The 25,961-nt window shown below is 64.2% G+C and carries 27 protein-coding genes, 1 tRNA gene and 1 pseudogene; 12 read left to right on the top strand and 17 right to left on the bottom strand.

Features of this window, described 5'->3' with window-relative positions:
* Positions 1-30: 30 nt before the first annotated feature.
* Entirely contained in the window at positions 31-351 is a 321-nt protein-coding gene (locus tag AC04PH_RS06900; RefSeq protein WP_483065006.1) for an NIPSNAP family protein, read from the bottom strand.
* A 72-nt stretch (positions 352-423) separates the two neighbouring features.
* Between AC04PH_RS06900 and AC04PH_RS06905 the strand changes: the two genes are divergently transcribed.
* Positions 424-1,125, top strand: a complete 702-nt coding sequence (locus tag AC04PH_RS06905) for an ArsR/SmtB family transcription factor (RefSeq protein WP_483065007.1) — start codon at positions 424-426, stop codon at positions 1,123-1,125.
* Here AC04PH_RS06905 and AC04PH_RS06910 read toward each other — a convergent pair.
* The gene (locus tag AC04PH_RS06910; RefSeq protein WP_483065008.1) at positions 1,107-1,568 is read right to left on the bottom strand and encodes a GyrI-like domain-containing protein; all 462 of its coding nucleotides are present in this window, start codon (positions 1,566-1,568) and stop codon (positions 1,107-1,109) included. The genes AC04PH_RS06905 and AC04PH_RS06910 overlap by 19 nt on opposite strands.
* A 110-nt stretch (positions 1,569-1,678) precedes the next feature.
* Positions 1,679-2,704: pseudogene (ilvC, locus tag AC04PH_RS06915) on the bottom strand (ketol-acid reductoisomerase); the annotation flags it as partial.
* Positions 2,705-2,830: 126 nt separating this feature from the next.
* Here ilvC and AC04PH_RS06920 point away from each other — a divergent pair.
* From AC04PH_RS06920 to AC04PH_RS06935, 4 genes are all read left to right on the top strand, one after another.
* Positions 2,831-3,286: an Lrp/AsnC family transcriptional regulator gene (locus tag AC04PH_RS06920; RefSeq protein ID WP_483065009.1), complete on the top strand. Its 456-nt coding sequence runs from the start codon at positions 2,831-2,833 to the stop codon at positions 3,284-3,286.
* A complete protein-coding gene (locus AC04PH_RS06925) occupies positions 3,283-3,735 on the top strand; it encodes an Lrp/AsnC family transcriptional regulator (protein ID WP_483065010.1) in 453 nt (150 codons plus the stop codon). Before AC04PH_RS06920 ends, AC04PH_RS06925 begins: the two co-directional genes overlap by 4 nt.
* 56 nt (positions 3,736-3,791) lie before the next feature.
* A complete protein-coding gene (locus AC04PH_RS06930) occupies positions 3,792-4,133 on the top strand; it encodes a DUF3140 domain-containing protein (RefSeq protein WP_483065011.1) in 342 nt (113 codons plus the stop codon).
* Positions 4,134-4,206: 73 nt separating this feature from the next.
* Positions 4,207-5,334: an aminotransferase class V-fold PLP-dependent enzyme gene (locus AC04PH_RS06935; RefSeq protein WP_483065012.1), complete on the top strand. Its 1,128-nt coding sequence runs from the start codon at positions 4,207-4,209 to the stop codon at positions 5,332-5,334.
* On the opposite strand, the gene AC04PH_RS06940 is transcribed toward AC04PH_RS06935, so the two are convergent.
* Positions 5,335-6,537 carry a UbiH/UbiF family hydroxylase gene (locus tag AC04PH_RS06940; RefSeq protein ID WP_483065013.1) on the bottom strand — a complete coding sequence of 401 codons (1,203 nt, stop codon included), beginning with the start codon at positions 6,535-6,537 and terminating at the stop codon, positions 5,335-5,337. It abuts the gene before it with no gap.
* A 126-nt stretch (positions 6,538-6,663) separates the two neighbouring features.
* Here AC04PH_RS06940 and AC04PH_RS06945 point away from each other — a divergent pair, with 126 nt between their 5' ends.
* Positions 6,664-7,317, top strand: a complete 654-nt coding sequence (locus AC04PH_RS06945; RefSeq protein WP_483065014.1) for a GntR family transcriptional regulator — start codon at positions 6,664-6,666, stop codon at positions 7,315-7,317.
* Here the strand turns inward: AC04PH_RS06945 and AC04PH_RS06950 are convergent.
* Together AC04PH_RS06950 and carA are read right to left on the bottom strand one after the other, a co-directional pair.
* Entirely contained in the window at positions 7,271-9,160 is a 1,890-nt protein-coding gene (locus AC04PH_RS06950; protein ID WP_483065015.1) for a glycosyltransferase family 2 protein, read from the bottom strand. The genes AC04PH_RS06945 and AC04PH_RS06950 overlap by 47 nt on opposite strands.
* Positions 9,161-9,212: 52 nt before the next feature.
* Positions 9,213-10,364: a glutamine-hydrolyzing carbamoyl-phosphate synthase small subunit gene (gene carA, locus AC04PH_RS06955; RefSeq protein WP_483065016.1), complete on the bottom strand. Its 1,152-nt coding sequence runs from the start codon at positions 10,362-10,364 to the stop codon at positions 9,213-9,215.
* A gap of 202 nt (positions 10,365-10,566) precedes the next feature.
* On the opposite strand from carA, the gene AC04PH_RS06960 reads away from it, so the two are divergent.
* Together AC04PH_RS06960 and AC04PH_RS06965 are read left to right on the top strand one after the other, a co-directional pair.
* Entirely contained in the window at positions 10,567-11,028 is a 462-nt protein-coding gene (locus AC04PH_RS06960; protein WP_483065017.1) for a GatB/YqeY domain-containing protein, read from the top strand.
* 165 nt (positions 11,029-11,193) lie between these two features.
* Entirely contained in the window at positions 11,194-11,382 is a 189-nt protein-coding gene (locus tag AC04PH_RS06965; protein WP_483065018.1) for a DUF3008 family protein, read from the top strand.
* On the opposite strand, the gene AC04PH_RS06970 is transcribed toward AC04PH_RS06965, so the two are convergent.
* The 4 genes from AC04PH_RS06970 to ctaD all read right to left on the bottom strand — a co-directional run bounded on the left by AC04PH_RS06970 (position 11,379) and on the right by ctaD (position 15,371).
* On the bottom strand, positions 11,379-11,867 hold the full coding sequence (locus AC04PH_RS06970; protein ID WP_483065019.1) for a DUF2244 domain-containing protein: 489 nt from the start codon (positions 11,865-11,867) through the stop codon (positions 11,379-11,381). The two genes, AC04PH_RS06965 and AC04PH_RS06970, sit on opposite strands and share 4 nt — an antisense overlap.
* 54 nt (positions 11,868-11,921) lie before the next feature.
* Positions 11,922-12,359 carry a hypothetical protein gene (locus tag AC04PH_RS06975; RefSeq protein WP_483065020.1) on the bottom strand — a complete coding sequence of 146 codons (438 nt, stop codon included), beginning with the start codon at positions 12,357-12,359 and terminating at the stop codon, positions 11,922-11,924.
* A 12-nt stretch (positions 12,360-12,371) separates the two neighbouring features.
* On the bottom strand, positions 12,372-13,565 hold the full coding sequence (locus AC04PH_RS06980; protein WP_483065021.1) for a class I SAM-dependent methyltransferase: 1,194 nt from the start codon (positions 13,563-13,565) through the stop codon (positions 12,372-12,374).
* A gap of 129 nt (positions 13,566-13,694) precedes the next feature.
* Positions 13,695-15,371 (bottom strand): cytochrome c oxidase subunit I, encoded by a 1,677-nt coding sequence (ctaD, locus tag AC04PH_RS06985; RefSeq protein ID WP_483065022.1) that lies wholly within the window; start codon positions 15,369-15,371, stop codon positions 13,695-13,697.
* Positions 15,372-15,622: 251 nt separating this feature from the next.
* Between ctaD and AC04PH_RS06990 the strand changes: the two genes are divergently transcribed.
* On the top strand, positions 15,623-16,834 hold the full coding sequence (locus tag AC04PH_RS06990) for an aminotransferase-like domain-containing protein (protein WP_483065023.1): 1,212 nt from the start codon (positions 15,623-15,625) through the stop codon (positions 16,832-16,834).
* 165 nt (positions 16,835-16,999) lie between these two features.
* Here AC04PH_RS06990 and lipB read toward each other — a convergent pair whose 3' ends face one another.
* Positions 17,000-17,647, bottom strand: coding sequence for a lipoyl(octanoyl) transferase LipB (gene lipB, locus AC04PH_RS06995; protein ID WP_483066163.1), 648 nt, complete (start codon positions 17,645-17,647; stop codon positions 17,000-17,002).
* Between the two features lie 2 nt (positions 17,648-17,649).
* Positions 17,650-18,411 (bottom strand): LytTR family DNA-binding domain-containing protein, encoded by a 762-nt coding sequence (locus tag AC04PH_RS07000; protein WP_483065024.1) that lies wholly within the window; start codon positions 18,409-18,411, stop codon positions 17,650-17,652.
* Between the two features lie 102 nt (positions 18,412-18,513).
* Here AC04PH_RS07000 and AC04PH_RS07005 point away from each other — a divergent pair, with 102 nt between their 5' ends.
* On the top strand, positions 18,514-19,008 hold the full coding sequence (locus tag AC04PH_RS07005) for a DUF2306 domain-containing protein (RefSeq protein WP_483065025.1): 495 nt from the start codon (positions 18,514-18,516) through the stop codon (positions 19,006-19,008).
* Between the two features lie 68 nt (positions 19,009-19,076).
* A tRNA-Leu gene (locus AC04PH_RS07010) sits at positions 19,077-19,163 on the top strand.
* Between the two features lie 126 nt (positions 19,164-19,289).
* Here the strand turns inward: AC04PH_RS07010 and AC04PH_RS07015 are convergent.
* The 5 genes from AC04PH_RS07015 to AC04PH_RS07035 all read right to left on the bottom strand — a co-directional run bounded on the left by AC04PH_RS07015 (position 19,290) and on the right by AC04PH_RS07035 (position 24,708).
* The gene (locus AC04PH_RS07015; protein ID WP_483065026.1) at positions 19,290-19,850 is read right to left on the bottom strand and encodes a PqiC family protein; all 561 of its coding nucleotides are present in this window, start codon (positions 19,848-19,850) and stop codon (positions 19,290-19,292) included.
* Between the two features lie 3 nt (positions 19,851-19,853).
* The gene (locus tag AC04PH_RS07020) at positions 19,854-22,685 is read right to left on the bottom strand and encodes an MlaD family protein (RefSeq protein ID WP_483065027.1); all 2,832 of its coding nucleotides are present in this window, start codon (positions 22,683-22,685) and stop codon (positions 19,854-19,856) included.
* Entirely contained in the window at positions 22,682-23,317 is a 636-nt protein-coding gene (locus AC04PH_RS07025; RefSeq protein WP_483065028.1) for a paraquat-inducible protein A, read from the bottom strand. Before AC04PH_RS07025 ends, AC04PH_RS07020 begins: the two co-directional genes overlap by 4 nt.
* The gene (locus AC04PH_RS07030) at positions 23,284-23,976 is read right to left on the bottom strand and encodes a paraquat-inducible protein A (protein WP_483065029.1); all 693 of its coding nucleotides are present in this window, start codon (positions 23,974-23,976) and stop codon (positions 23,284-23,286) included. Before AC04PH_RS07030 ends, AC04PH_RS07025 begins: the two co-directional genes overlap by 34 nt.
* Before the next feature lie 87 nt (positions 23,977-24,063).
* On the bottom strand, positions 24,064-24,708 hold the full coding sequence (locus AC04PH_RS07035; protein WP_483065030.1) for a nucleoside/nucleotide kinase family protein: 645 nt from the start codon (positions 24,706-24,708) through the stop codon (positions 24,064-24,066).
* A gap of 272 nt (positions 24,709-24,980) precedes the next feature.
* Here AC04PH_RS07035 and AC04PH_RS07040 point away from each other — a divergent pair, with 272 nt between their 5' ends.
* Positions 24,981-25,859 carry a YihY/virulence factor BrkB family protein gene (locus tag AC04PH_RS07040; RefSeq protein WP_483065031.1) on the top strand — a complete coding sequence of 293 codons (879 nt, stop codon included), beginning with the start codon at positions 24,981-24,983 and terminating at the stop codon, positions 25,857-25,859.
* Positions 25,860-25,961: the final 102 nt, after the last annotated feature.

Consider the following 25,961-nt stretch of genomic DNA (forward strand, 5'->3'; position numbering starts at 1 on the left):
GCCACCCCGAACGGCAAGCGCAAAGGGGTATCAGCCAACGGGCAATTGAGCCGAGACACATTTGAGGAACGTGCGATCCTCGCGCGTGATGAACCGTTCGCGCTGGGCAAAGGCATAGTTTTCCCGACCCAGCGGATCGGCGGCGAGCCTTTCGCGGTAGGCGGCATAGGATGCGAGGTCGGGGATGTTGTAGATACCGTATGCCAGCGTGGCCGACCCTTCGTGCGGGGCGTAGTATCCGACAAGGTCGGCGCCGCAGCGCGGGATCGCCTCGCCCCAGTTGCGCGCGTAGGTGGCGAAGTTTGCGTGCTGCACGGGGTCGATGTGGTAGCGGATGATACAGGTGAGCATGGGATTTCCTTTGCTGTGTCGTCCAAGACCTAGCAGCTTGCGCGGCGCAGATGCTTCGATTAGCGTCGAAGTATGAGAGAAGGCCCAGACATCTCGCGGATCGCCGCGCTGATCGGCGATCCGGCCCGCGCCAATATCCTGACCGCGCTGATGGCTGGCAAGGCCCTGACGGGGAGCGAGCTTGCCGCCGAAGCCGGGGTCGGCTTGCCGACCGCCAGCAGCCATCTGTCAAAGCTGGCCGATGGCGGGTTGGTCGCGGCGCGCAAACAGGGCCGGCACAAGTATTTCACACTGGCCGGCCCCGAGGTTGCCGGCGTGCTGGAGGCATTGATGGGGCTGGCCGGTGGCGCGGCGCTGCGCCGTGTGCGCACAGGCCCGAAGGATGTGGCGCTGCGCCACGCGCGGGTGTGCTACAACCATCTCGCAGGCGCGCGGGGCGTGCAGATTTTCGACAGTCTGATCGCGCGGGATTTTTTCGACATCGGCAGCGCGGGCATCGGCCTGACTGCGCGGGGTGCCGCCTTCATGGCCGCGTTCGGGATCGAACTGGCCCCGTTGCGCAATGCGCGCGCGCCGCTTTGCCGTGACTGTCTGGACTGGTCCGAACGGCGGTCGCATCTTGCAGGGTCACTGGGCCGCGCGGTGCTCGCAAAGATGGAGGCGGACCGCTGGGTCCGGCGCGACACGACAAGCCGCGCGGTTCTGTTCACGGAGGTCGGTGAAAGACGCTTTGCCGAGGCGTTCCCGGTCACATCTCAGGCGATTGTGCGGTAGATGTCGGTGCGCAGCTCCGCTTCCGGCGTCTCGCCCGGATCGTTCTGATAGACTTCCCAGACCGGCATCGTACCCGCGACACCGATTTCCTCCATATGCGCCCACATCGCCTGATGCGCGTTGCTCAACGCAGTGTAGGGGCCGATGTGGGTGCCTTTCATCGCCTCGCCGTCGGGCAGCGTGTCGGATTTGACCTCTCCCTGCACCTTTGCCGCGTCTTCTGAAGATACCATGGTGCCCGCCCGAAAACGCAGCATGTCGGGGTCCATCGCCATATAGACGGTGATCGGCATCGAATTCGGTTCGATCCCATGCTCCTGCGCAAACCCGAAGACCTTGCCGAACCCTTCGCCCATCGCATCCGCGATTTCGGGGCCGTAGGGACAGGCGCAATCGACGTAGATATAGGGCTGCCCGGTGAGTTTCTCGCGCTTGAACTCCATCGCGTGTCCTCCTGATTGACTGCACGCAGGCTAACGCGAAAACACGATCCACCCAACGAAAAAGGCGCGCCTGTTCGCGGCGCGCCTTCCAAGTCTTGCGATGGCGTGCCTCAGTTCTTGGCCTTGTCCACCATCTTGCCCTCGGAAATCCACGGCATCATGGCGCGCAGCTTTTCACCGACCTTTTCGATCTGGTGCTCGTCGTTGATCCGGCGCGTCGCCTTGAACGAGGGCTGGCCCACGGCGTTCTCTGCCATGAAGTCACGCACGAACTTGCCGTTCTGAATGTCCGTCAGCACATCCTTCATGCGCTTCTTTGTCTCGTCATAGGGCAGGATGCGCGGACCGGAGACGTATTCGCCGTATTCGGCGGTGTTCGAGATCGAGTAGTTCATGTTGGCGATACCGCCTTCATAGATCAGGTCGACGATCAGCTTTGTTTCGTGCAGACACTCGAAATAGGCCATTTCGGGCTCGTAACCCGCCTCGACCAGCGTCTCGAATCCCATGCGGATCAGTTCCACGATGCCACCGCAGAGCACGGCCTGTTCACCGAAGAGGTCGGTTTCGCATTCCTGACGGAAGTTCGTTTCGATGATGCCGGAGCGTCCGCCGCCGATGGCGGAGCAGTAGGACAGGCCGATTTCCAGCGCCTTGCCGGAGGCATCCTGATGCACGGCCACAAGGCATGGCACGCCGCCGCCTTTGGTGTATTCACCGCGCACGGTGTGACCGGGGCCCTTGGGCGCCATCATGATGACATCGACACCGGCTTTCGGCTCGATCAGGCCGAAATGTACGTTCAGGCCGTGGGCGAACGCGATGGCGGCCCCTTCCTTGAGGTTGTCGTGCACATATTTCTTGTAGGTTTCCGCCTGCAGTTCATCGGGCATTGTGAACATGATGACATCGCACCAGGCGGCGGCCTCTGCGATGCCCATGACCTTGAGGCCCTCACCCTCAGCTTTGGCGGCAGAGGGGGAACCGTCGCGCAGCGCGACGACGAGGTTCTTCGCACCACTGTCGCGCAGGTTCAGCGCGTGGGCGTGGCCCTGGGACCCATAGCCCAGAATGGCGACCTTCTTGTCCTTGATCAGGTTCACATCGCAATCGCGATCATAGTAAACGCGCATTTTCGCACTCCTTGTTGAATTCCGGGTGCTGGATAGCGGGCGCTATGGGTGAAGGGAAGTTTGGATTTCTGAGTATTTTTGGCAATGTAATGCTTGCTATGCGTCATTTCCGGGAATATCGCTTTTTCTATGCTTGATGACGAAAGCCGTGCGATCCTGCGCCAGATGCAGGCGGAACCGACATTGACGATGCCGGAACTCGCCGTGCGCGTCGGCACGACCACGGCGCGGGTGACAAGGCGTGTGGACCGGCTGGTTGCGGATGGTGTGATATTGGGACAGCAGGCGCGGATCGACTGGGTCGCACTCGGTTATGCCGTGCATGTCGCGCTGCGGATCACGCTGGACAAGACGGTGGCACGGGCCTTCGACGATTTTCTGGCCGCCGCGCGGCAGGTACCGGAGGTGCTGGAGATCCAGACGTTTCTGGGCCAGGTCGATGTGCGGCTGGCGCTGATTGCGCGCGATCTGCCGCATTACCAGAGGCTCTATCGTGACCGTATCCTGACGCTGCCGCATCTCGCGGACATCGAGGCGCTGATGACCGTGGCGACCGTCAAGCAGGGCGAGGCGCTGCCGCTATGACGCTGGACGATCTGGATCGCGCGTTGCTGCGCCTGCTGGTGACGGACGCCACGCAGCCGACCGGACGGCTGGGGCAGAAACTCGGCCTGTCGCAACCGGCGACCTGGCGACGGATCAGGCGCTTGCAGGATGCCGGCGTGCTGGCCGGGCGGCGGCTGGTGCTGGACGCGGCCAAGCTGGGGTTTGGCGTGACGGTGTTTCTGGGTGTGAAACTGGCCACCAAGGGCCGCGTCAGTCTTGAGGATTTCGAGCGTGCGGTGGGCGCCATCCCCGAAGTGCAATCGGTCGAGCATGTGCTGGGTCTCTATGACTACCGCCTGCGCGTCGTCGCCCGCGATCTTGCAGATTTCGAGCGGGTGTTGCGCCGCCGGATCATGACGCTGCCCGGGGCAGGCAACGTCGAGGCGAACGTGCTGCTGAGCGAGGAACGCCTGCCCGGCCCGATCTGACGGAACGCACCGCCATACCCATGTGTTGACGTGCAAAGCAGCACAGGAGCACCGCGATGAGCGAGAAATCACGTGACGAAATCTGGGACGAATGGCGTGAGCTGGTCAATATGGCCCCGCAGGAACTGGACGATTGGCTGGACACCGAGGAAAGCAAATCCGTCGGGGCCGACAGCGGCGACGGCGAATCCAAGGGCCACAAGTCGGGCCGCCGGATCGTCAAGATCAAACGGACGGACAAGGCCGACCTGACAGACGATCAGTGGGATCACATGGCGACGGTCGTGGGTTACATCAAGCGCCACAGGTCGCAGGGCGGGCCGGACGACGATGTGGAACATTCCGACTGGCGCTATTCGCTGATGAACTGGGGGCATGATCCGCTCAAGGACGATTGAGCGCGCCGCTTCGGTTTGCGTGTCGCCGCAATGCCTGTAGAACCGGCGTGAACCACATAAGCAGGAGGCGCAGATGGCCAAGGATCATACGCAAGTCGACCCCGATGGGCTGATGGAATTTTCGGTCGTCTTCACCGACCGGTCGTTGAACCATATGTCAAAGGCGTTTCAGGGCGTCATGACCGATATCTCCGCGATGCTGAAAGAGGTCTATTGCGCCGATCATGTGGCATTGGTGCCCGGTGGTGGTACCTATGGGATGGAGGCCGTCGCGCGGCAGTTCGGGCGTGATGCCCATGCGCTGATCGTGCGCAACGGCTGGTTCTCCTATCGGTGGAGCCAGATTTTCGACGCGGGCGATTTCACCGCCCAGACCACGGTGATGAAGGCGCGACAGGCGGGCAACGACAGCCGCGCGCCCTTTGCGCCCGCGCCGATCGAGGACGTTGTGGCCGCGATCCGCGAGGCCCGGCCGGATGTGGTTTTCGCCCCGCATGTGGAAACATCCGCCGGGATCATCTTACCCGATGACTATATCCGCCAGATGGCCGATGCGGCGCATGAGGTCGGCGCGTTGCTGGTGCTCGACTGCATCGCGTCGGGCTGTGTCTGGGTCGATATGGCGGCCTCCGGTGTCGATGTGTTGATCTCCGCGCCGCAGAAAGGCTGGTCGGCGACGCCCTGTGCGGGGCTTGTGATGATGTCGGAGGCGGCAGTGGCGCGCATGGCCGAGACCACATCCGACAGCTTCGCCATCGACCTGAAGAAATGGCACGACATCATGAAAGCCTACGAAGGCGGCGGCCATGCCTATCATGCCACCATGCCCACCGACGGGCTCCTGATGTTCCGCGACACGATGCGGGAGACCCGGGAGTATGGGTTCGGGCGGCTGAAAGAAGCGCAATGGGCCTTGGGAGATGCCGTGCGCGCGCATCTTACGGGGACGGGCGTGCAATCGGTCGCCGCCGACGGATTCGGCGCGCCGGGTGTGGTCGTCAGCTATACCGACGATCCCGCGATCCAGAACGGCAGCAAGTTCGCCGCCGAGGGCATGCAGATCGCCGCCGGTGTGCCACTGAAATGCGACGAGCCGGAGGATTTCCGCACCTTCCGGCTGGGGCTGTTCGGGCTGGACAAGCTCTATGACGTGCAGGGCACGCTGGACCGGCTGCTGCCGGTGATCGACCGGGTTCTTTGATCAGTCGGCGACGGTCGCGCCGAGGCCCATACGCATCAGGGATCGCCGCAGCGGCGTCGCGTCGCGTATCAGACGAATCCCGGCGGCGCGCAGGTCCTGCATCAGCGGCAGTCCGGCGATGGACGCGCGATTGAGTGCGTCGATCCCCGCCACACGCAGCTTGATGTCCATGTGCCGCGCGCGGGCGTAGCGGTCCAGCATATCTGTGCTGCCAAGGTCATGCTTCGTGGCGAGGTCCAGCAGGCAATCCAGATCGGTGAGCGACATATTCAACCCCTGTGCGCCGATGGGTGGCAACACGTGCGCCGCCTCCGCCACCAGCGCGGTGCGTTCTGCGTTGATGCGGTCGGCGATCTGCGTGATGATCGGCCAGACACTGCGGCGGCTGGCAAGCGTCAACGGCCCGTAGAGCCCGGCGGACCGGTCTGTCGCGGCCGCCGCGAACGCATCCTCCGGCAGATCGTGCTGGCGCACAACCTCTGTGCCTTGATCCATCCAGACCACGGCAGAGCAGGGCTTGCCGTCATGGTCGGGCAGGGGCACCAGCGTAAACGGCCCGCCCGCACGGTGAATTTCGGTCGAGACGTTGGCGTGCGGGTCGGTGTGGGTCACGGCAAAGGTAAGCGCCTTCTGTCCATAGCGCGTCGTCTTTACGCCGATTCCCGCGGCTTCGCGCACAGGCGAGGCGCGCCCGTCCGCCCCGATGACCAACTTGCACCGCACCGCCGTTCCGTCCGTGAGCGTCACGAGTGCCTCGCGCGCGCGGGTCACCATTCTGCCGAAACCGGTCCCGGGGCGGAAGTCGACGTTGGGCATCACGGCCAGCCGCGCCACCATCTCGCGGCGCAAGAGCCAGTTCGGCAGGTTCCAGCCGAACGGCAGGTCCGAAATATCGGCGGCGTCGAAATCGGCGGTGATGCGGATATCGCCGTCCGGTCCGCTTGCATCGGCGATGCGCATCACCTGCAATGGCGTCGCCGTATCGGCCAGCCGCACCCAGATTCCCGCCCGATCCAGAAATTCGCGGGCCGGTTGCAGGAACGCGGTGGTGCGCAGGTCAGCGCCGCTGTCGGCGGCATCGGTCACAGGCGGGGCCGGATCGACGATCATGACGTCAAAGCCTGCGGTGCCGAAGGCCGCCGCCGCCGTCAGCCCGGCGACACCGCCGCCCGAAATCAGGATATCTGTCGTTTCACGCTCCATACGCCAGACATAGGCCGGGTTGCGGGCATGGGGAAGGGTGTCCGGCCCGCCTGCGACACTGCGGCCCGTCGTTTGCCTGTGTCGGCACCCCGCGCTAGGATCGCGCCGGAACAGGGGATCGCCGTGATGTATGACACCAAGCCCGCCCAGAAAGATGCCTATGCGCTGATCCTGGAGGCCATCGACAGCCATATCTACACGCCGGGCAGCCGTTTGGTGGAATCCGAACTGGCGGAACGATTCGGCGTCTCACGCACGCCGATCCGCGAGGCCTTGCAGCGGCTCGAAACCCAAAGCCTGCTGACTCGCGACGGCAGGTCCCTGATCGTGGCTTCGCTCGACCATACGCAGATGGCCGAACTCTATGTGGTGCGCGGGGAACTGGAGGGACTGGCGGCACGCCTTGCCGCGCGCCATGCCACGCCGGAAGAGGTGCGCGTATTGCGCGACATGCTCGATGCCGACACGGCCCTGATCGGCGATCCGATCGCGCTCAGCCGTGCGAACAAGCGGTTTCACAAGCAGATCCATCTGGCCAGCCACAACCGGTTTCTGGTGCAGCAACTTGACCTCGTGCACCGGTCGATGGCCCTGATGGCGACGACGTCAATCGCAGCCGCAGGACGCAGTGCCGATACGCTGGCCGAACACGCGCTGATCGTCCAGGCGATTGCCGATCAGGATGGCGCGGCAGCGGAAACCGCGCTGCGTGACCATATCTCCAAAGCCTATGTCACCCGTCTGAAGCTCGATGCGGCGGCGGTGGAGGCGCAGGCGTAGCGGCCCGGGTGGTCGTGGTTGGCATCATCACGCCATGCGCCGTCTTGTCCCAGAAGAACGGCTTCCACGCGAGTTCGACCACGCCTTTGTAGGCGGCGAGGGCTGCGAGCGGGAAGTAGAAGTGCAGGGTCGGGGCCCATGGGATCAGCCAGGGTTTGCCAGCCCGCCGGACCGCCAGTATCGCCGCTGCCAGATTGATCGCTTCGGACAAAAGAAAGACCGCCGCCAATGTCCAGACGGCAGGGCTCGTCAACAACGGTCGCAGGGGATGCGGCAGCCCCAGCGGCACCATCCAGAACGACAGCAGGACCGGCGCCAGCAGGAAGCTGACCAGTGTGCCCAGAAACTGCAACTGGAAGCCGGCAAACCGTTTTAACCCCAGATCGGCGCAAAGCCTGCGCGGATTGCGCATGTGAACGCCGTAGGTGACGGCGTAGCCCTTGATCCAACGGCTGCGCTGTTTCACCCAGGGCCAGAGCCTGCCGTTCGCCTCTTCCCGCGTGGTGGTCGCGATCAGCTCTGTATGATAGCCCGCGCGGGCCAGACGCACGCCCAGATCGGCGTCCTCGGTCACGTTGTGGGCATCCCAGCCACCCAGCTTTTCCAGCACGTCGCGTCGGAAAAAGACCGTGGTGCCGCCCAGCGGCACGACCAGCCCCATGCGCGCAATCCCCGGCAGCATGACGCGAAACCAGCTTGCATATTCAAGCGTGAAACAGCGGGTCAGCCAGTTGCCCGCCGGGTTGTAATAATCGAGAACGCCCTGCAGGCAGGCGACCCGGGGTCCGCGATTGGCGAACCGGTGCACCACGTCGCGCAGTTGCTGCGGGTCGGGCGCGTCCTCTGCATCGTAGATGCCGATGATATCGCCGCGCGCGAAATCCAGCGCATAGTTCATGGCGCGCGGTTTCGTCTTGAGCGTGCCGCGCGGCACCACGATGGGCCTGATCCAGTGCGGCAGGCGGGTATGCGCGATGGTGGTCCGCGTGGTCAGATCGTCGGCTTCCAGCACAAGGCAGATGTCGAGCTGTGCGCGCGGGTAGTCCAGTTTTTCGAGCCGCCGGATCAGGTGCCCTGCGATCCGGCTTTCCTGAAACAGCGGGACCAGCATGGTGATCGTCGGGTATCGCACCGGTATCGCCGGGTTGATATCGGGCGGGTCGGGGCGTGTGGTTGCGACGATCGCCGCCGCTTTCAGCAGGCTTTGCAGGAACAGCGTCCCCACGGCGAGGCAGGTCAGGGCCATCAGCGTCGACCGAGGGGCGAGGATCAGACCGGCAGCCAGCCCGGCAAGCAGCAGAATTCCGGCGAACATCACGCGACGGGTACACAGATCACGGCAGCTTTGATCGGCGGGGACACGGGTTTCCGCTTGCGCCGTCAACGCGCCGGCGTGCTGTGCCGCGATGGCAGCGGCCAGCGCGTCCTCTGTCGTGATGGCCATGCGGACCCGGCCGAAACGGACCTCCAGCGCGTCCCGGCACCGGAAAAACCGTTCCGGGCGGGTCGCGAGGATCACGGTACATGGCCCGGTGCGCTGCCATGGCAGAACCCCGTCACGCAGGCAGGCTGCAGCGCCCCATTGGGTGACGAGTACCGGGTCCGGGTGATGACGGCGGGGGTCGACGACCTGCGCCTGTTCATGCGCCGCCATGGCCTGCGTCACGCTGTAGCGCGAGACCCCGCAATAGACGGTCAGCGCATCCGCCAGATCGTCGCCTGCCGTGTCGGACGCCTGTTGTGCCTGATGCAGGGCGGCCGGCGCCAGCGTTCGGGTCTGCACGAGTGACGCCGCCCAGGCCGCAGGTGCGGCGGCGATGGCGGTCGGCGGCGGTGGCGGCATCTTCGGCTCCTGTTAACCAGGAACACACTGCGCGCCGTCGGTAAAGAAAGTCTTAACCCGCGCGCGCGTCCATCGCCGCGGCGAAGCGTTCGAACAGGTAATAGCTGTCCTGCGGGCCGGGGGATGCCTCGGGGTGGTATTGCACGGAAAAGACCGGGCGGTCTTTCACGCGGATACCGCAGTTCGATCCGTCAAACAGCGACACATGGGTTTCCGCGACGTGATCCGGCAGCGATTGCGCGTCGACGGTAAAGCCGTGGTTCATCGACGTGATCTCGACCCGCCCGGTCTCGCGGTCCTTGACCGGGTGGTTCGCACCGTGGTGGCCGTGGTTCATCTTGATCGTCTTGGCCCCCAACGCCAGCGCCAGCATCTGGTGCCCCAGGCAGATCCCGAAGACCGGCAGACCGGTATCGAGCACGCCCTTGATCGTGGGCACGGCATAGGCACCCGTCGCCGCCGGATCGCCGGGGCCGTTGGACAGGAACACGCCGTCGGGGTTCAGCGACAGCACGTCCTCTGCCGTTGCCGTGGCGGGCAGGACCGTGACGTCGCAACCGGCAGAGGCCAGACACCGCAGGATGTTACGCTTCGCGCCATAGTCGATGGCCACGACCTTGTGGCGGGCTTCGGTCTGCGGCTTGTAGCCTTCGGGCCAGGCCCAGCGCATTTCGTTCCAGTGATAGGATTGCGCGCAGGTCACGTCTTTCGCCAGATCGCAGCCTTCCAGCCCGGCAAAGGCACGGGCCTGTGCCACAAGATCGGCGATGTCGAAATTGCCGTTGGGATCATGGGCGAGCGCCACATGCGGCGCGCCCTGCTGGCGGATCGCCCGGGTCAGGCGGCGGGTGTCGACACCGCCCATGCCGATCCGGCCCCGACGTTTCAGCCAGGTGTCGAGGTCCTCTGTGGCGCGCCAGTTCGACGGCGCGGTCGGGTCCCATTTCACGACCATACCGGCGGCGACGGGATCGGTTGTCTCGTCATCCTCGGGTGTGACGCCGGTGTTGCCGATATGGGGGAAGGTGAAGGTCACGACCTGTCCCGCATAGGATGGATCGGTCATGATTTCCTGATAGCCGGTCATGGCGGTGTTGAAACACAGCTCTGCCGTGGTGCGCCCCGTCGCGCCGAAACCGCGCCCGTAAAAGACGGTGCCATCCGCAAGGGCTAGGCAGGCGGTTGGTGTGACGCTGTTCGACATGGTGCGTGTCCCCCGGGGCAGATTGCGGTATGGCGGCAAATTGCGCCGTTCTTAGGGGGGCTGTGGTGGCGGGTCAAGACCGGAACCGCTGCCGTCGCACCCCTTGCAAACAAGGCGTGTCACGTTGGGTCATGGCCTGTTGTCAGTCATCGGGGGCCGCAGTAAGGTGCCGCTCTGTCGAGAGGTCATGAACGGGAAAATCATGGACATGCGAGAACGGGTCAACACGGCCCTCAAGCAAGCGATGAAAGCCAAGGATGCAGAGCGTCTGTCGACGCTGCGCCTGATCAACGCCGCCATCAAGGACCGCGACATCGCGCTGCGCGGCACGGAAGACGAGTCCGTGGGCTGCGGCAATGACGACGTGCTGGCGATCCTGGGACGGATGGTCAAGCAGCGGCAGGAAAGCGCGCGCGCCTATGAAGAGGGCGGACGGCTGGAACTGGCCGAAAAGGAACGCGCCGAGATCAAGATCATCGAGGAATTCCTGCCCAAGCAGCTGACCGAGGATGAGGCTGGCAAGGCCGTGGACACGGCCATCAGCAACGTCGGCGCGACGAGTATCCGGGATATGGGCAAGGTGATGGGCGCGCTCAAGGCGCAATACACCGGCCAGATGGACTTCGGCAAGGTCGGCCCCATGGTCAAGGACCGGCTGGGGTAGAGACGGCCGTACGACGCGCGGCTGCGCCGACGCCCCGCCCTCCGTCCCGCGCCGCGCCGCGCGGGCGTATTTTTTGGCAAGGCAATGCGCGGCGTGCGGCGCTGCCGGGAACCGGTGGTCATTCCGCTGCGTTGGCTGGGCGACGATCAACGACGGAGGTTTCCCATGCCCGCACAATCCAAGGCCCAGCAAAAAGCCGCAGGCGCTGCCCTGTCCGCAAAGCGCGGCGACACCAAGGTGAGCGACCTGCAGGGCGCGTCGAAGGAAATGTACGACAGCATGACCGAGGCGGAGCTTGAGGATTACGCCGGCACCTCGCACGACGGGCTGCCAGAAACTGTCGACGACGACTAGGTTCTGAACGCGCGTTTCAATTCGTCGTAAAGCGCCAGCCGCTCTGTCGCATCCAGAAAGCGCCCGATCTCGACCTCGCGGTCACCGCCGCGCAGGGTGATGTAGTTTTCCACCGGCCCGCCCTTGGGATGCAGGTGCACGGTGACCCAGTAGCGGTTCGCCTCCCAAGTCTGAGTGTCGCCCTTGGGATTGTGACGGGTGAGTGAGGCGGTCTCGGCTGTGACGTCCAGTTCCTCCAGCACCTCGCCGCGTCTGTAGCTGACGTTCAGCGCAAACCAGATCCCCCACAGCGCCAGCGCGAAGAACGGCAACAGCCCCCAGAGCACCGGCGATCCGATCACCGCCAGCAACGGCAGCGCGATCAACGCGATCGTGGCCCCGATGAAGATCACGAAATCGCGGCGCAGTAGCGACCGGTAGGGCCAGAGGCTCAGCGTCCAGTCGGAGCCGTCATGGGGCGGGGCGGGTGACCATTCATAGGGCATGGTCGGGCAATAGCACTGCGGCGGCGGGGGGCCAATGCGCCGCGGTGTCGCTGCCTAGCAGGACAGCGGCAGTTTCAACCGACCCGAGACGTTTTGCAGATAGGAAATTGGCAGCACCGTATCGACCGTGTTCCCCCGCAGAAAGATGCGGGGATCGAACGGTACGGCACAGCCGGTTGCGGCGCGAGTCACGTCGATCAGTTCGGCATAGGTGAAATCGCCCTGCGCGACCGGTGCGGCGAATGCATGGCGCCGGTCCGGGAACATGGCCACCGCAAAGACCTTTTCCCCGACGGTGACGGTTTGCCGCGTGGCCCAGACGGCATCGTCGCGGGCGGCATTGGCCGCGCGCGCGGCGCGCACCTCTGAGACAGAGAAACCCGCGACGTTGTCACAGCCCGACAACAGGACCGCGGCGAGAACGGCAAGCAAAGGCGCATGGGCGGCGGGTTGTCCCGGCAGGGACTGGCGATTTGGCTTATCAGATATCATCAGGGCCTCCGATCATCCGCACAGCAGGCGGGAGTAGTGCAGCATGCCCCAGGGCGTCAGCGTATCGGCGATCTTTTTCCAGAGCCGCTGCGCCTTGTCCGGTGACATTCCCGCCCGCACCGTGATTTCGGAGACCGTGCGGCGGTTGTCGATCGCGGCGATCATGTCACCGCATGCCACCGGCAGTTGCAGATGGACCGTCTCATTGCCGATCCGCAGCGGCGGCAGCGATTGGGCGCGGACGGCAGCGGCAATCTGACCGCGATCGGCATTGATCAGATGCGGCACCTGTTCCGCCAGTGGCGGGACCGGCGGCGCCGGATCGTCGATCGCGCGGGCATAGCCGACATGGGTCTTGATCGTGCCGCGTAACTCCTCTGCCGTGCGCATCCGGTCGATCAGGCTCATCTCGGTCGGGATCTGTACGAATGGGGCCGGATCATAGAGTCCCGGCATCGCCATGCCTGCCAGCGCCCAGCCGGTGTGGGTCAGCGCATCGTGCCACTGATCGATCCGGTAGGGGCGGTCCTGACTGTGCAGGAGCAGATCGAAGAACCCCGCATCGGATTGCCTGTGATCCACAAGATGCGGATTGCAGCGCATCGGATGGCTGGCCGGAACCTGTGCAAGCGCTGCTTTCGCGTGCTTCAACCGCCCTTTCGGCGGAAGATGACCGAACACCCGGTTGAAGGCGGCCTGCAACGGATAGACGCCGGACCGCCCGTAGGGCGCGTAAACCATGAACCCCAACCCGCCGCCGGGGGCCAGCGCCGCCCGCAGGGCGCACAGCCCCGTTTCGGGGTCGGGCAGATGGTGCAGCACACCACAACAATCAACGTAGTCGAATACGCCGTAGTCCGCCGCATCCAGCAGCGAGCCGGTGTGGAAAGCGATGCCGTTCAGGCCCCGCTGGGCGGCGCGCTCCTGTGCGATCCGGCGCGACGCCGCGGACAGGTCGAGATAGGTGATCGCGTAGGGTCGGCCGCTGTCGGTCAGGCGTTGGGCCAGCTGGATCATGCCATCGCCGGTGCCGCCACCTGCGAATAGCGCCCGGAGCGGAACCGACCAGTCGCGCTGACCGGCCCAGAGGTGATGGTCCATTTCCGTCGGGAAAGAGGGTGAGCCGGTGATCAGGCGGCTGGTCTCGTCACGCGGGTCGCGCGCCGGGTAGGGGAAGGTTTCGTATTGGGACTGTACGTCTGACATCGCCGACCTCTTACAGGTGGGCAGGGTGCAGGGAATGTCCGTGCGATGCAAGCATACAAGGGGCAGGGGGGCGAAACGAAAAAGGCCCCGCCGGATCGGCGGGGCCTTCGGATGTTTCATGTGCCGCGATCAGTGCGCCGGGCTCTTGTCCCAGTCGGACTGCTTCGGCAGCTGCTCGAACGTGTGTTCAGGCGGCGGCGACGGCAGGGTCCACTCCAGCGTGTCGGCATATTCGTTCCAGGGGTTCGCCTCGGTCACGCGACGACCGGCGAACAGGGTGTAGAACAACACGCCAATGAAGAACACGAAGGACGCGAACGACAGGAACGCACCGAGGCTGGAAATGTAGTTCCAGTAGGCGAAGGCCTCGGGGTAGTCGATGTAACGGCGCGGCATACCCTGACGACCCAGGAAGTGCTGCGGGAAGAACGTCACGTTGGCCCCGATGAACATCGTCCAGAAGTGCAGCTTGCCGGCCCATTCGGGATACATCTTGCCCGACATCTTGGGCAGGTAGAAATAGATACCCGCAAAGATGCAGAACACGGCACCCAGGCTCATCACATAGTGGAAGTGCGCCACAACGTAGTATGTGTCGTGGTAGGCGCGGTCCACGCCGGCCTGGCTCAGCACGATGCCGGTCACGCCGCCCACGGTGAACAGGAACAGGAAGCCCATCGCCCAGAGCATCGGTGTCTTGAACTCGACCGAGCCGCCCCACATCGTGGCGATCCAGCTGAAGATCTTCACGCCGGTCGGCACGGCGATCACCATGGTGGCCAGCATGAAATAGGACTGCTGCGTCAGCGACATGCCCACCGTGTACATATGGTGCGCCCAGACGACGAAGCCCAGCGCGCCGATGGCGACCATCGCATAGACCATCGGCAGATAGCCGAAGATCGGCTTCTTGGAGAAGGTCGCGATCACGTGGGACACGATGCCGAAGCCCGGCACGATGATGATATACACCTCCGGGTGGCCAAAGAACCACAGGATGTGCTGATAGAGGATCGGGTCGCCGCCGCCTTCGGGCTGGAAGAACGTCGTGTCGAAGTTCCGGTCGGTGAGCAACATCGTGATGGCGCCGGCCAGAACGGGCAGGGCCAGCAGGATCAGCCAGGCGGTCACGAAGATCGACCAGGCAAAGAGCGGCACCTTGTGCAACGTCATGCCCGGTGCGCGCATGTTCAGGAAGGTGGTGATCATGTTGATCGCACCCAGGATCGAGGACGCGCCCGACAGGTGCACCGCAAAGATCGCGAGGTCCATCGACATGCCGCCCTCGGACGTCGACAGCGGCGGATAGAGCACCCAGCCCACACCAGAGCCGAGCTGGCCGTTGCCGCCGGGGGCCAGCATCGAGGCCACGCCAAGCGACGCGCCGGCCACGAACATCCAGAACGACAGGTTGTTCATCCGCGGGAACGCCATATCCGGCGCACCGATCTGCAAGGGCATGAAATAGTTGCCGAAACCGCCGAACAGCGCGGGGATCACCACGAAGAACATCATCAGCACACCGTGATAGGTGATCATGACGTTCCACAGATGTCCGTTGGGAGAGCAGTTTTCAGCGCCCATGCCGGAGAAGAATTTCCAGCCTTCCGCGCACATATACTGCACCCCGGGGTGCATCAGCTCCATCCGCATGTAAACGGTGAACGCGACCGAGATAAAGCCCAGCACACCGGCGACAAACAGGTAGAGGATGCCGATATCCTTGTGGTTGGTGGACATGAACCAGCGGGTAAAAAAGCCCCGCTCGTCGTGATGGTCTTGGCCGTGGATGGCGGCGTCTGCCATGTGGCTCTCCCTCATTCTGAATGCCTGTCACCCCGCGCGAGTCGCACTGCGGGCGGTGTTTGTAACGGTTCTAGTGGGTTGTCGGGCGACGCGCAACAAAGGAAGGGGCCGCAAAGGTGGGCTATATTGGCGCAGGCGGGCCGGGGCGATTGACCGTGCGAAATATTGTCCGCATCGACATAGGTCATAATGGTTGACTTAAAATCCGAACCGGTCAAAGCTGTCGGCAAGCCGATCAGGGGAGGGCCGGGATGGACTGGCAACAGGTCTTTGCGACACGCAACAGCCGGATGAAAGCGTCCGAGATCCGCGAATTGCTCAAACTACTGGATCAGCCCGACATCATCTCTTTCGCCGGCGGAATCCCCGACCCGGACCTGTTCCCGAAAGAGGCGTTTCAGGCGGCGTTCTCCGATATTTTCGCGACCGGTCAAAGCGATGCGGCACTGCAATATTCGGTCAGCGAGGGGTACCTGCTGTTACGCAACTGGCTTGCCGATCACATGGCCGGGCTTGGCGTGCCCTGCCATGCGGACAACGTGCTGATCACCTCAGGCTCCCAGCAGGCGCTGGATTATCTGGGCAAGCTGCTGCTGTCGCCGGGGGACACGATGCTGCTGGGCTGGCCCACGTATCTCGGCGCGCTGGGGGCCTTCAACGCCTACGAGCCAGCCTACGACAAACTTGTCCCGTTCGGAAACCGGACCGCAGCCGACTATGCCCAAGCCGCTGATAACGCAGGTGGAAAGGTCAAGGCGGCCTATGCGTCGGTCGATTTCGCGAACCCGACCGGAGAGACTCTGAGCCGGACGGCACGGCAGCGTATACTGGCGCTCGCCGAGGACATGGACATCGCGGTGATCGAGGATGCGGCCTATCAGGCACTGCGGTTCGACGGCGATTCGGTGCCGCCGATCCTGGCGCTGGAAATGGAGCGGAAAGGCGATATCGACGCCTGCCGCACGATCTATTGCGGCAGCTTTTCCAAGACCCTCGCTCCCGGGCTGCGGGTGGGCTACGTCGTCGCCGCAAGACCGGTGATCGCGCAACTGGTGCTGCTGAAACAGGCGTCCGACCTGCACACGCCGTCGCTGAACCAGATTGCGGTGGAGAAGATCGTGCGCGACGGGTTCGCTGCCCAAGTGGCCAAGATCAAAGGGGTTTATCGTACCCGCCGCGACGCCATGCTGGCGGCGCTGGCGCGTGAAATGCCCGCGGGCGTGGAGTGGACGCGCCCCGAGGGCGGCATGTTCGTCTGGCTGACGCTGCCCAAGCAGATGGACGGTGCCGACCTGCTGGCGCGGTCGCTGGAAAGCGAGCGTGTGGCCTTTGTGCCGGGGCATGCATTCTTTGCCGACGGGTCGGGGCGCAACAGCATCCGACTGAGTTTTTCGCGCGCCGATCCGGCGACGATTGCCGAGGGCATCGGGCGGCTGGGGGCCTTGTTGCGGCGACAGGGTTAACAGCGCTTCCACAGTCAAAATGCCAATGCACAACGGGTGCACCGGCCGTACACAGCCCGTGCACCGGTGGATATGTCAAAAATGCTTACCTGAATTTTGATCGAATACCTCCGAGACCGATCCGCCGGGCAGCGCCTGACTTCCCCCGGGAAGGCGCTTCACGCCTTAGGTTGAAAACACATCCCCGAACGTCGCCCGCAGCGCCACATCCAGATCGTCCATCGTGACCGGCAATCCCAGATCGACCAGCGACGTGACACCATGGTCGGCGATCCCGCAGGGCACGATCCCGTCGAAGTGCGACAGGTCCGGCTCTACGTTGATCGACAGCCCGTGAAACGACACCCATTTGCGCAGGCGGATGCCGATGGCGGCGATCTTGTCCTCGGCCACCGATCCATCGGGCATGAGCGGCTTGTCGGGGCGGGGGACCCAGACACCGACGCGACCCGCGCGGATCGCCCCGTCGACGTTGAAGGCGACGAGCGTGGCGGTCACCCAGTTTTCCAGTTGCACCACGAATTGCCGCACGTCGCGCCCGCGCTTGCCGACATTCAGCATGACGTAGACCACGCGTTGCCCCGGCCCGTGGTAGGTGTATTGCCCGCCGCGCCGCGCCTCATAGACCGGGAAGCGGTCGGGGTCGGTCAGGTCGGCGGGCCTGGCTGAGGTGCCTGCGGTATAGAGCGGCGGATGTTCCAGCAGCCAAACCATTTCCCGTGCGTCACCAGCGGCGATGGCGTCGGCGCGCGCCTCCATCTGCATGAGCGCATCGGCGTAGTCGGTCAGTCCAGAGGTCACGCGCCATTCCACACTCACGGCAGCAGGCCTGCCGCTTTGATCGCGGGCACATTGGCGCGGCTGACGGGAATGTCAGGCCCGTGGGCCATGGACAGGATCGCGCGGTCACCCTCGCGTCGCGCCGCGGTGATCTGATCCAGTGCCACCCAATGCGACCGATGGGTTTGCAGACCGGGGGTTGCGCCCACCTCGCGTATGGCATCGGCCAGCCGCAACAAGACCATCTCGGTGCCCTTGATCGTGCGGATATGGACATAGTGATCTTCGACCGTGAGCGAGACGAGCGCACCGCGCTTGTCCAGCGGCAGCCGGTCGAGGATCGGCGGCGGCACGTCCGACGCATCCGCGCGCCGCGTTTGACTCAGCACTTCGAGCACCAGCGTGATGATCGTGGAAATGGCAAAGATCGTGGCGGCCACGATCAGCGCATCCGCGCCGCCGGGAAAAAAGCCGAAGAGCGCAAAGTTGGTCAGCAGTACCACAGCGACCACGGCCACGCCGGTCGCCAGCGCCTTGGCGCAGGTGCGCAGAAGGGGGGTGCGGTGGCGCAGGGCGTGATCCGTCAGTTCCGACATCAGGAAACCGGCGGCATAGGTCAGGGCGGTGATGACGATCCAATAGGCCAGCCGCGGGATGAAGCGCAGCGCTTCGTCGGTGTCGAAAGGGGCGGCGATGGCCAGCACGGTGCCGATTCCCGCCAGCACCACAAGGGTCGCCGGATTGGCGAAGTGCCGTCGCATTTCGCGCAGCGCCAGTTGCGGCGGGCTGTCGTTCACGGGCTATCCCCCTGATTTCGCGTATGTGGCCTTGGCCAAAGCGGGCCAGCCCCGCATCCATAAGCCAAGAGCCACCCCGGCCTCAAGCAATGGGAGACAGCAATGACATTCGACCCGATCCTGAACGCGGACATCGCCATCCAGATCCACATCGTCGCGGCGCTCTTCGGCCTCGCTCTTGGTCCTGTCGCGATCTACCGGCGGCGGCGCGACAGGCTGCACAAGACCGTCGGCTATATCTGGATCGTGGCGATGCTGGTGCTGGCGACGTCGTCATGGTTCATCTCGTCGTTTCCGGTCATCGGGCCGTTCAGCCCGATCCACGGGTTCGCACTGCTGACCTATTGGTCGCTCTATCACGGGCTGCGCCACGCCATCGGCCGCAATATCGCGGCGCATCGGGCGGAATTGCACGGGCTTTACTGGAACGGTCTGCTGGTGGCGGGGCTGGTGAATTTCCTGCCGGGTCGCATCATCCATCGCACGCTTTTCGGCGGCGACAGTATTCTGGGCTATGTGGTGATGGCGGCAGGTGCGGCGTTGCTGATCTGGCGGATCGTGCGGCAAAGGCGTGCTGTCGCCGCATTGGCCGCATGAGGGGTGGTTTTGGCCTCTTGCGCAGGTGCGGACCATTGGGTAGAGACGCCGCAGCAAGCCCTGACTGTGCGGTCGTGGCGGAATTGGTAGACGCGCAGCGTTGAGGTCGCTGTTCTTTAACCGGAGTGGGGGTTCGAGTCCCCCCGACCGCACCACTTGGTCCCCCCAAATATGAAGCGCCAGCGGCAACCTGGCCCCGAGCGGGTTCATCATCTCACGGCCTATGAAAAAGCCCCGCACGGGGCGGGGCGTTTCCTCATACATAGAACGGTCGCGTGACCCTAGCGCGCGATGGATCGGGCGATCTGTTCGGAGAGTTCCAGCAGGGCCGCGGATTGCGCCAGCGCGATTGCCGATGTGCCCTCTCCGACGATCGGGCGGGTGATGTCGACGCTGCGCGCACGGTTGGGAAAGTCGATTCCGTCGCCGCCGACGAAGAACTGCCCGCGCAGCCGGAACAGGCCGTCGGCACCCGCCAGCATTTCCTCGACCCGCACATCGACGGACACATCGGGCAGGCCCGCAAACGGCCACGGATCAGGTCCCACGGTGGCGTTGAGGATCTGGTTGAGATGGCGCGTGACAGCCAGCGTGACGGCACGCTCCGGCTCGTCGGCCCAGAGGATCGCGCTGTCGGAGGTGATCAGCCCCTCGGCGGTTTCGACCGAGAACTCGTCGGAGGCCGCGTAGGAGGGCAGCGACACGGTGCGGATCATGGCGCTGCCGACAAGCGCGCGCAGCTGCAGGTCGGACGCAAGCGGCGGGATATCCTGCCGAACGGTCGGGCCGGAGCAGGCGGTCAGCAGCACCAGGGCCACGGCGGTCAAGGATTTGTTCAGCATGGTTCAGCGCCCTGTCAGAAGTGAATTGGGATTGCGTTGGATCGCGCGGGCCAGTGACGACACCGCATCGGCGGCCGCCTGGATATCGCGCAGGGTGGCGAGTGTTTCGGCGTTGAAGCGGCCGCGTTCACCGAAGTTTTCAAGTACCGCACCGGTCTGCAGCGCCAGCGCGTTGGCCCGCTGGGTCAGCGCCGGCAACGACGCCGCGGCCTGTTCGATGGCGCGCGCCGCCTGATTGGCGGAGTTCAGCGCCGCGTTCACGTTGGCCAGCGCGCCGCCCTCGCGGACCTCGTTGAGCACCAGCTGCATCTCGTCCAGCGTGGCGGCCAGAGAGGCGGGCAGTTCGGCGGCGTCGGTATCGGCCACCAGCGCCTCGATCGCGTCGAGCGTTTCGGTCGTCTGCGCGATCAGCGCCTCGACCTCGATGCCGTTGGCCTTCACCGTCAGCGCCTCGATCTGGCGGGTGATGGCGGGCAGGTTTTCGAGTGCGGCATCGACATCGGCCAGAAGTGCCGTGGCCTGCTGCGACAGGGCGGGCAGGTCGGCGACCGCACGGTCGATGCTGCCCGCCGCATCGCTCGCCGATGCCAGCGCGGTGTTCAGGTTGTCGAGCGCGCCGCCGTTGCGTATATCCGTGAGCAGGCCGCGGACCTCTGACAGCGCCAGGTTGACGTTGGCGGGGATGGCGGTGGTCTGCTCGGCGGCGACGAGATCGTCGATGCTGCCCAGCAGGGTCTCTGTCTGATCCAGAAGCGATTCGATCTCCAGCGCGTTGGCCTTGGTCGCCAGCGCCTCGACCTGCGCCATGATCGCGGGCAGGTTGCCGGTAGCGTCGTCGATATTGCCGATGGCAGTGCCCGCGCTGTCCAGCGCCGCGGTCAGCTGCGCCACCAGATCGGCCTCTGCGGCCTCTGCGGTGATCGCGTTGACGTTGGCGATGGCCGCGTCAAGCTCTGCCAGAATGCCCTGCACGTCGCCCGGAACGCCCTGGATTTCGTCACTCGCGATCAGCGCGCGCACGTCCTCCATGATGCCCAGCAGTTCACCCGGGGCGGCCTGCAGCGCGTCGCTGCCGACAAGGTCGTCGACGCTGGACAGCAGGTCGTTGACCTCTGTCAGCAGTTCCTCGATCTCCAGCCCGTTGGCCTTGACCGTCAGCGCCTCGACCTGCGCCATGATCGCGGGCAGGTTACTGGTGGCCGCGTCGATATTGCCGACAGCGGTATTGGCCGTGGCGATGGCAGTGCTGAGCCCGCCGACAAGATCGGCCTCGGTCGCGCGGGTGGCGATGGCGTTGAAATTGGCGATGGCGTCGTCAAGCTGCGTCAGGATCGCGCGCATGTCCTCCGGCACCGCCTGAATGGCGTCCGAAGCGATCAGCCCACGCACCTCGCGCAGGATCCCGGCCAGTTCATCCGGCGCGGTTTGCAGCGCCTCGCTTGTGGCGATCACCTCGATGCTTTCCATCAGGTCGATGGCGCCGTTCATCAGTTCTTCGACAGGCAGATCGTTGACGCGCTGCAGCAGCCCTTCGGCGGTGGCGGCGGCATCGGATATTTCGGACTCCGTCGTCGGCAGTGTCGGCAGATCGCCCTCGGGGCGGGTGATCCGGGCTTCCGGCGCGTCGGCCACACGGATCAGCTGCACGGTCAGGCTTTGCGACAGCAGGCCGCTTGACACCAGCCGGGCACGCAGACCCTGCGCCACAAAATCGTCGAGCAGGTCGAGCGCATCCTCGGGCGTGGCATCGCCGCCGATGCCGAGCCTGTTCGGCTCGATCGCCAGACTGGCGCGCAACTGCACCTCGCGGCCGTTCTCGCCGGTGACGACGACGGCGTTGAGGCCGGAGACCTGACCGACACGCAGACCACGATAGCGGACCTCCGCACCGGTGGTCAGACCGCTGACCGCCTCGTCGAAATACACCGCGACATCAAGGGTTTCGCGGTCTGGGTCGACGAACAGGCTTTCGCGCGCCGCTTCCTCGTTGTCGAAAATGACATAGTTCTGGCCGTCGCGGATGACCTGACCGCCAGAGGCGAAGGTGTCGAAGGCGATACCGCCCTCGATCAGCGACGCGATGGAACTGACGTCGAGCGCCAGACCGGCCGCGCCCACGGACACCGAAAAGCCGGAGGTGTCCCAGAACCGTGTTGCGCTGGTGATGCGGCGATCATATGGGGCTTCGATAAAGGCCGTGGCGCGTACTTCGGTGCCGTTGGGGGCCAGTTGCGGCGCTTCGAGGTAGCCGACCTGAATGCCCTTGTGCAGGATCGGCGCGCCTTGCGCGAGCCCGGCCCCGTCGCCTGCGGTCAACACCACCTGCGTGCCGCGCTGGCTGGCGCGGGTCAGGGGCGGTTCTTCCAATCCGGTGAATTCGATCTGCGCCAGATCAGGTTCGGTGTTCCAGTTGCCCTCGATATAGACGCCGCTCAGGACGGTATCGAGCCCGGTGATCCCGCGCACCGACACATCGGGGCGCACGACCCAGAACTGTGCGTCCTGATCGAGGTATGGTGCGATGTCCTTTTCGATCCGGGCATAGACGATGATGTAGTCCAGACCTTCGGAAAATTCGACCTTCTCGACCTCGCCCACGTTGACATCGCGAAACTTGATCTTGGTTTCCGACGAAATGCCGCTGGCGTTCTCGAAGGCGATCGAGATGAGCGTGCCGCGGTCCAGATAGTTCTGGTAGGCCACGCCGAGCGAGACCGCCAGCGCCAGCAGCGGCACCAGCCACACCAGCGACAACCGCCGCCAGAGCGGCGCACGGACCTGCCGCACGTCGGGGGTGGCGACGCCTGCGCCTTCTGTGTTTTCGCTATCGGTCATGTCGATTTCCTATCGGCGTCCCATATCAGACGCGCGTCAAAACTTTGGGCCGACAACATGGTGAACACCACCGACAGCGCAAAGCTGACGGCGGCGATGCCGGGGTTGATGCTGGCGACCGTATCCAGCTGGACCAGTGCCGAAAGAATGGCGACGACGAACACGTCGATCATCGACCAGCGGCCGATGAATTCCACCGCTTCATAAAGATGATGTCGCTGGTGCATGTTCAGCAGCGATTTGCGCTGCACCGAAATCGCCAGATAGGCGATGGCTATGAATTTGCCCACCGGGATCAGGATCGACGCGATGAACACGATGGCGGCGATCCCGTAGGAACCATAGTGCATCAGGTCGACGACGCCGCCGATGATCGTGCTTTCCGAATGTTCGACCAGCGTATTGGTCTTGAGCATCGGATAGACGTTGGCGGGGATGAAGGTGACGATACCGGCGAACAGATAGGCCCAGACTTTCTGGTTGCTGTCGGGCGCACGGCTGACCAGCCGCCCGCCGCAGCGTTTGCAGCGGGTATCCTCGCGGTGATGCACCTGACCGCAGCCCTGACAGGCCACCAGACCCGCCTCGCGGGCCGTGATCAGGCCCTCCGGCGTTTGTCCAGCATTTCCCAAATCGAATACCTGCAGATGAGTTGGTCCTGAAAGACCGTGATGATGACCAGCATCGCGAAGGCCCAGAAGGCGGGGCCGAAGGTGATGGTGGCAAGGCCCGCGACTTTGACGAGGGCTACGGACACCCCGACGATGAAGATTTCGGCCATGGACCAGGGGCGCAGCTGTTCGGCCAGCCGGAATGCGGCATGCGCGCCGGGGCGGGGTGGCGCGTCGCGCACCAGCGGGCCGATGGCATAGATGATCGCCATCAGGCGTGTCATCGGAATGATGATGATGAAGCCCGCGACGGCCATCGCCAGCGGCAGGGCGAGCGTGTCGGAAAAGGCCATGATCGCGCTGAGTACGGATGTGGAGTTGCCGCGCCCGGCGGCGGACAGGTCGAGAAACGGAAAGCTGATCGCGGCCAGCATCAGCACGAACGCGGTGATCGCAAGGCTGAGCACCTGCGCCAGCGCCCGGGGCCGTTCCGTCGCCAGTACGATACCGCAGCGTTTGCAATGCGCGCGCGCGTTTTCCGGCAGCTTTTGCGCAGCATAAAGCGTGTCGCACTGCGGACAGGCGACGAGATCGTCGAGGTTGTCGAGTGGCAGGGGCGCGGGCAGCGGCTTGATCCTCGTGGCATGCGCCCGGCAGATGGGCGAGTCGGCTCGCGGCATATTATGTGGGCGGCCCGGATCATGCCAGCGTTGCTTTGACATCCGGCGCCGGCACGGCCAATCTGCAACACCTTTCGCGGGGGCGGGTTACGGCGCGTCCGCGTCTCCGCCGAAGGTGATGTCGCAGGGCAGGGCATAGTCGAGCACCCGCTGCGCGTTCGGGATGTCGTTGCTTTCCGCGCGGCGGGTGGCGGCGGCGCGCGACAGGTTGTGGCTGAGCCAGCGTTGGATCAGACGCGCGCGCAACTCCGCCATCGGCACATGCAGCCGGACGGTCAGATCCCAGAGCGGCGCAAGGTCGGTCCAGGGGGCCTCGTCCAGCATGACATAGTTGCCCTCGACGATGACGACGGGGCAATCGGCGGGGATCGCGATGGCACCGGCGACGGACAGGTCGCGGGACCTGTCGAAGGCCGGGGCGATCACTTCAATTCCGGTGCGCAAGCGTCTGACAAGATATATAAAACCCGACGCGTCGAATGTCTCTGGCGCGCCCTTTCGGTTACGCAACCCGCGCGCATCCAGGATCGCGTTGTCGAGGTGGAACCCGTCCATCGGCACGACCATCGCCGGGCATTTCTGCAGCGTCAGGCGGCGCGCGAGTTGCTCGGCGAGCGTCGATTTCCCGCTGCCGGGTGCGCCCGCGACGCAGACGATGACCCGGTCCTGTTCGGCGCGCATCGCGTGGACCCGGTCGGCCACGGTATTGATTTCATGAGTGATGTCGATCACGTGCGGCCTGCTTTTGCTGAGTGTTTTGAAAGGACGTTACGCCCAGTCCGCCGAAACGAAAAGACCGGAAACGCGGGCGTGGGGAAACCGGCGGCTTCGCACCGACGTTAATTCAGATGACATTAGGATCATCGCGTAAAATACTGATAAAAATACAATAAACTGAAAAATCGATTGTGAACCGATGCGCTGCGCCCGAATCTGCTGGCACATTAAGGCAGATGCGCTAGACCTTTACACATGATGAACGGCGACACCGGCCACAGGTCGTGATGAAACGGCTGATCACCTTTGCGTTGCTGCTTTACCGGGTCTTCGACACGGCGGGGCGCAAGCACCTGAGCCTGATCGCCGCGGGTGTCGGGTTTTTCGGCATGTTCGCCATTTTTCCGGGCATCGCTGCGGTCATCGCGATCTTCGGATTGGTCGCGGACCCGGCCATCGTGGCGGAGCAGTTGGCCCTGATGGAAGGGATCATTCCGCCCGATGCCTACGATATGTTCCAGTCGCAGATCACGACGCTGTTGCGCGCGGGCACGGAGACGCTGGGTCTGGCGACGGTGATTTCGATCAGTCTTGCGGTCTGGGCCTCGCGGCTGGGTGTCGCCGGGCTGATCGGCGGACTGAACGCCATCGAAGGCATGCCGAACCGCAACGGGTTCAAACAGACGCTGGTGGCGCTGCTGCTGACGGTATCGCTGGTGTCGCTTGCGATCGTGGCGCTGGCGATGGTGGTGATCATGCCGATCATCCTGGCGCTTGTGCCGCTGGCTGCGAAAACGGCCTGGCTGCTGGAAGGGCTCCGCTGGGCCATCGCCCTTTTCGTGCTTTTTGCGGGTTTGAGCCTGCTTTACCGTTTCGGGCCCAACATGCGCCCCTATCGCCGTCCATGGGTCACCGTCGGCGCGGCCATCGTGGTCGTGGTCTGGATCGGCACTTCCGTGGGCCTGTCTTATTACCTGTCCAACTTCGCCAGCTATAACGAAGTCTACGGATCGCTGGGCGCGGTGATCGGCATGTTGTTGTGGCTTTATATCTCGGCCTATCTGATCCTGCTGGGGGCGGTTCTGAACGCACAGATCTATGGCAAGAGCCCGGATGCCGTGCCGGGAAAAAACCTTGAACAGGTGGTCCCTGAAGAGCAGTCCTGACCAAACACGGCAGGATTGTGGCGAAAGATGGGGGAAAAGTGTGACATTTTTCCACTAGAATTTGTCAAATACCCCGTCTAGGGTCACGGCAATCAAAACAAG

Source organism: Yoonia sp. KMU-150 (assembly GCF_056858355.1).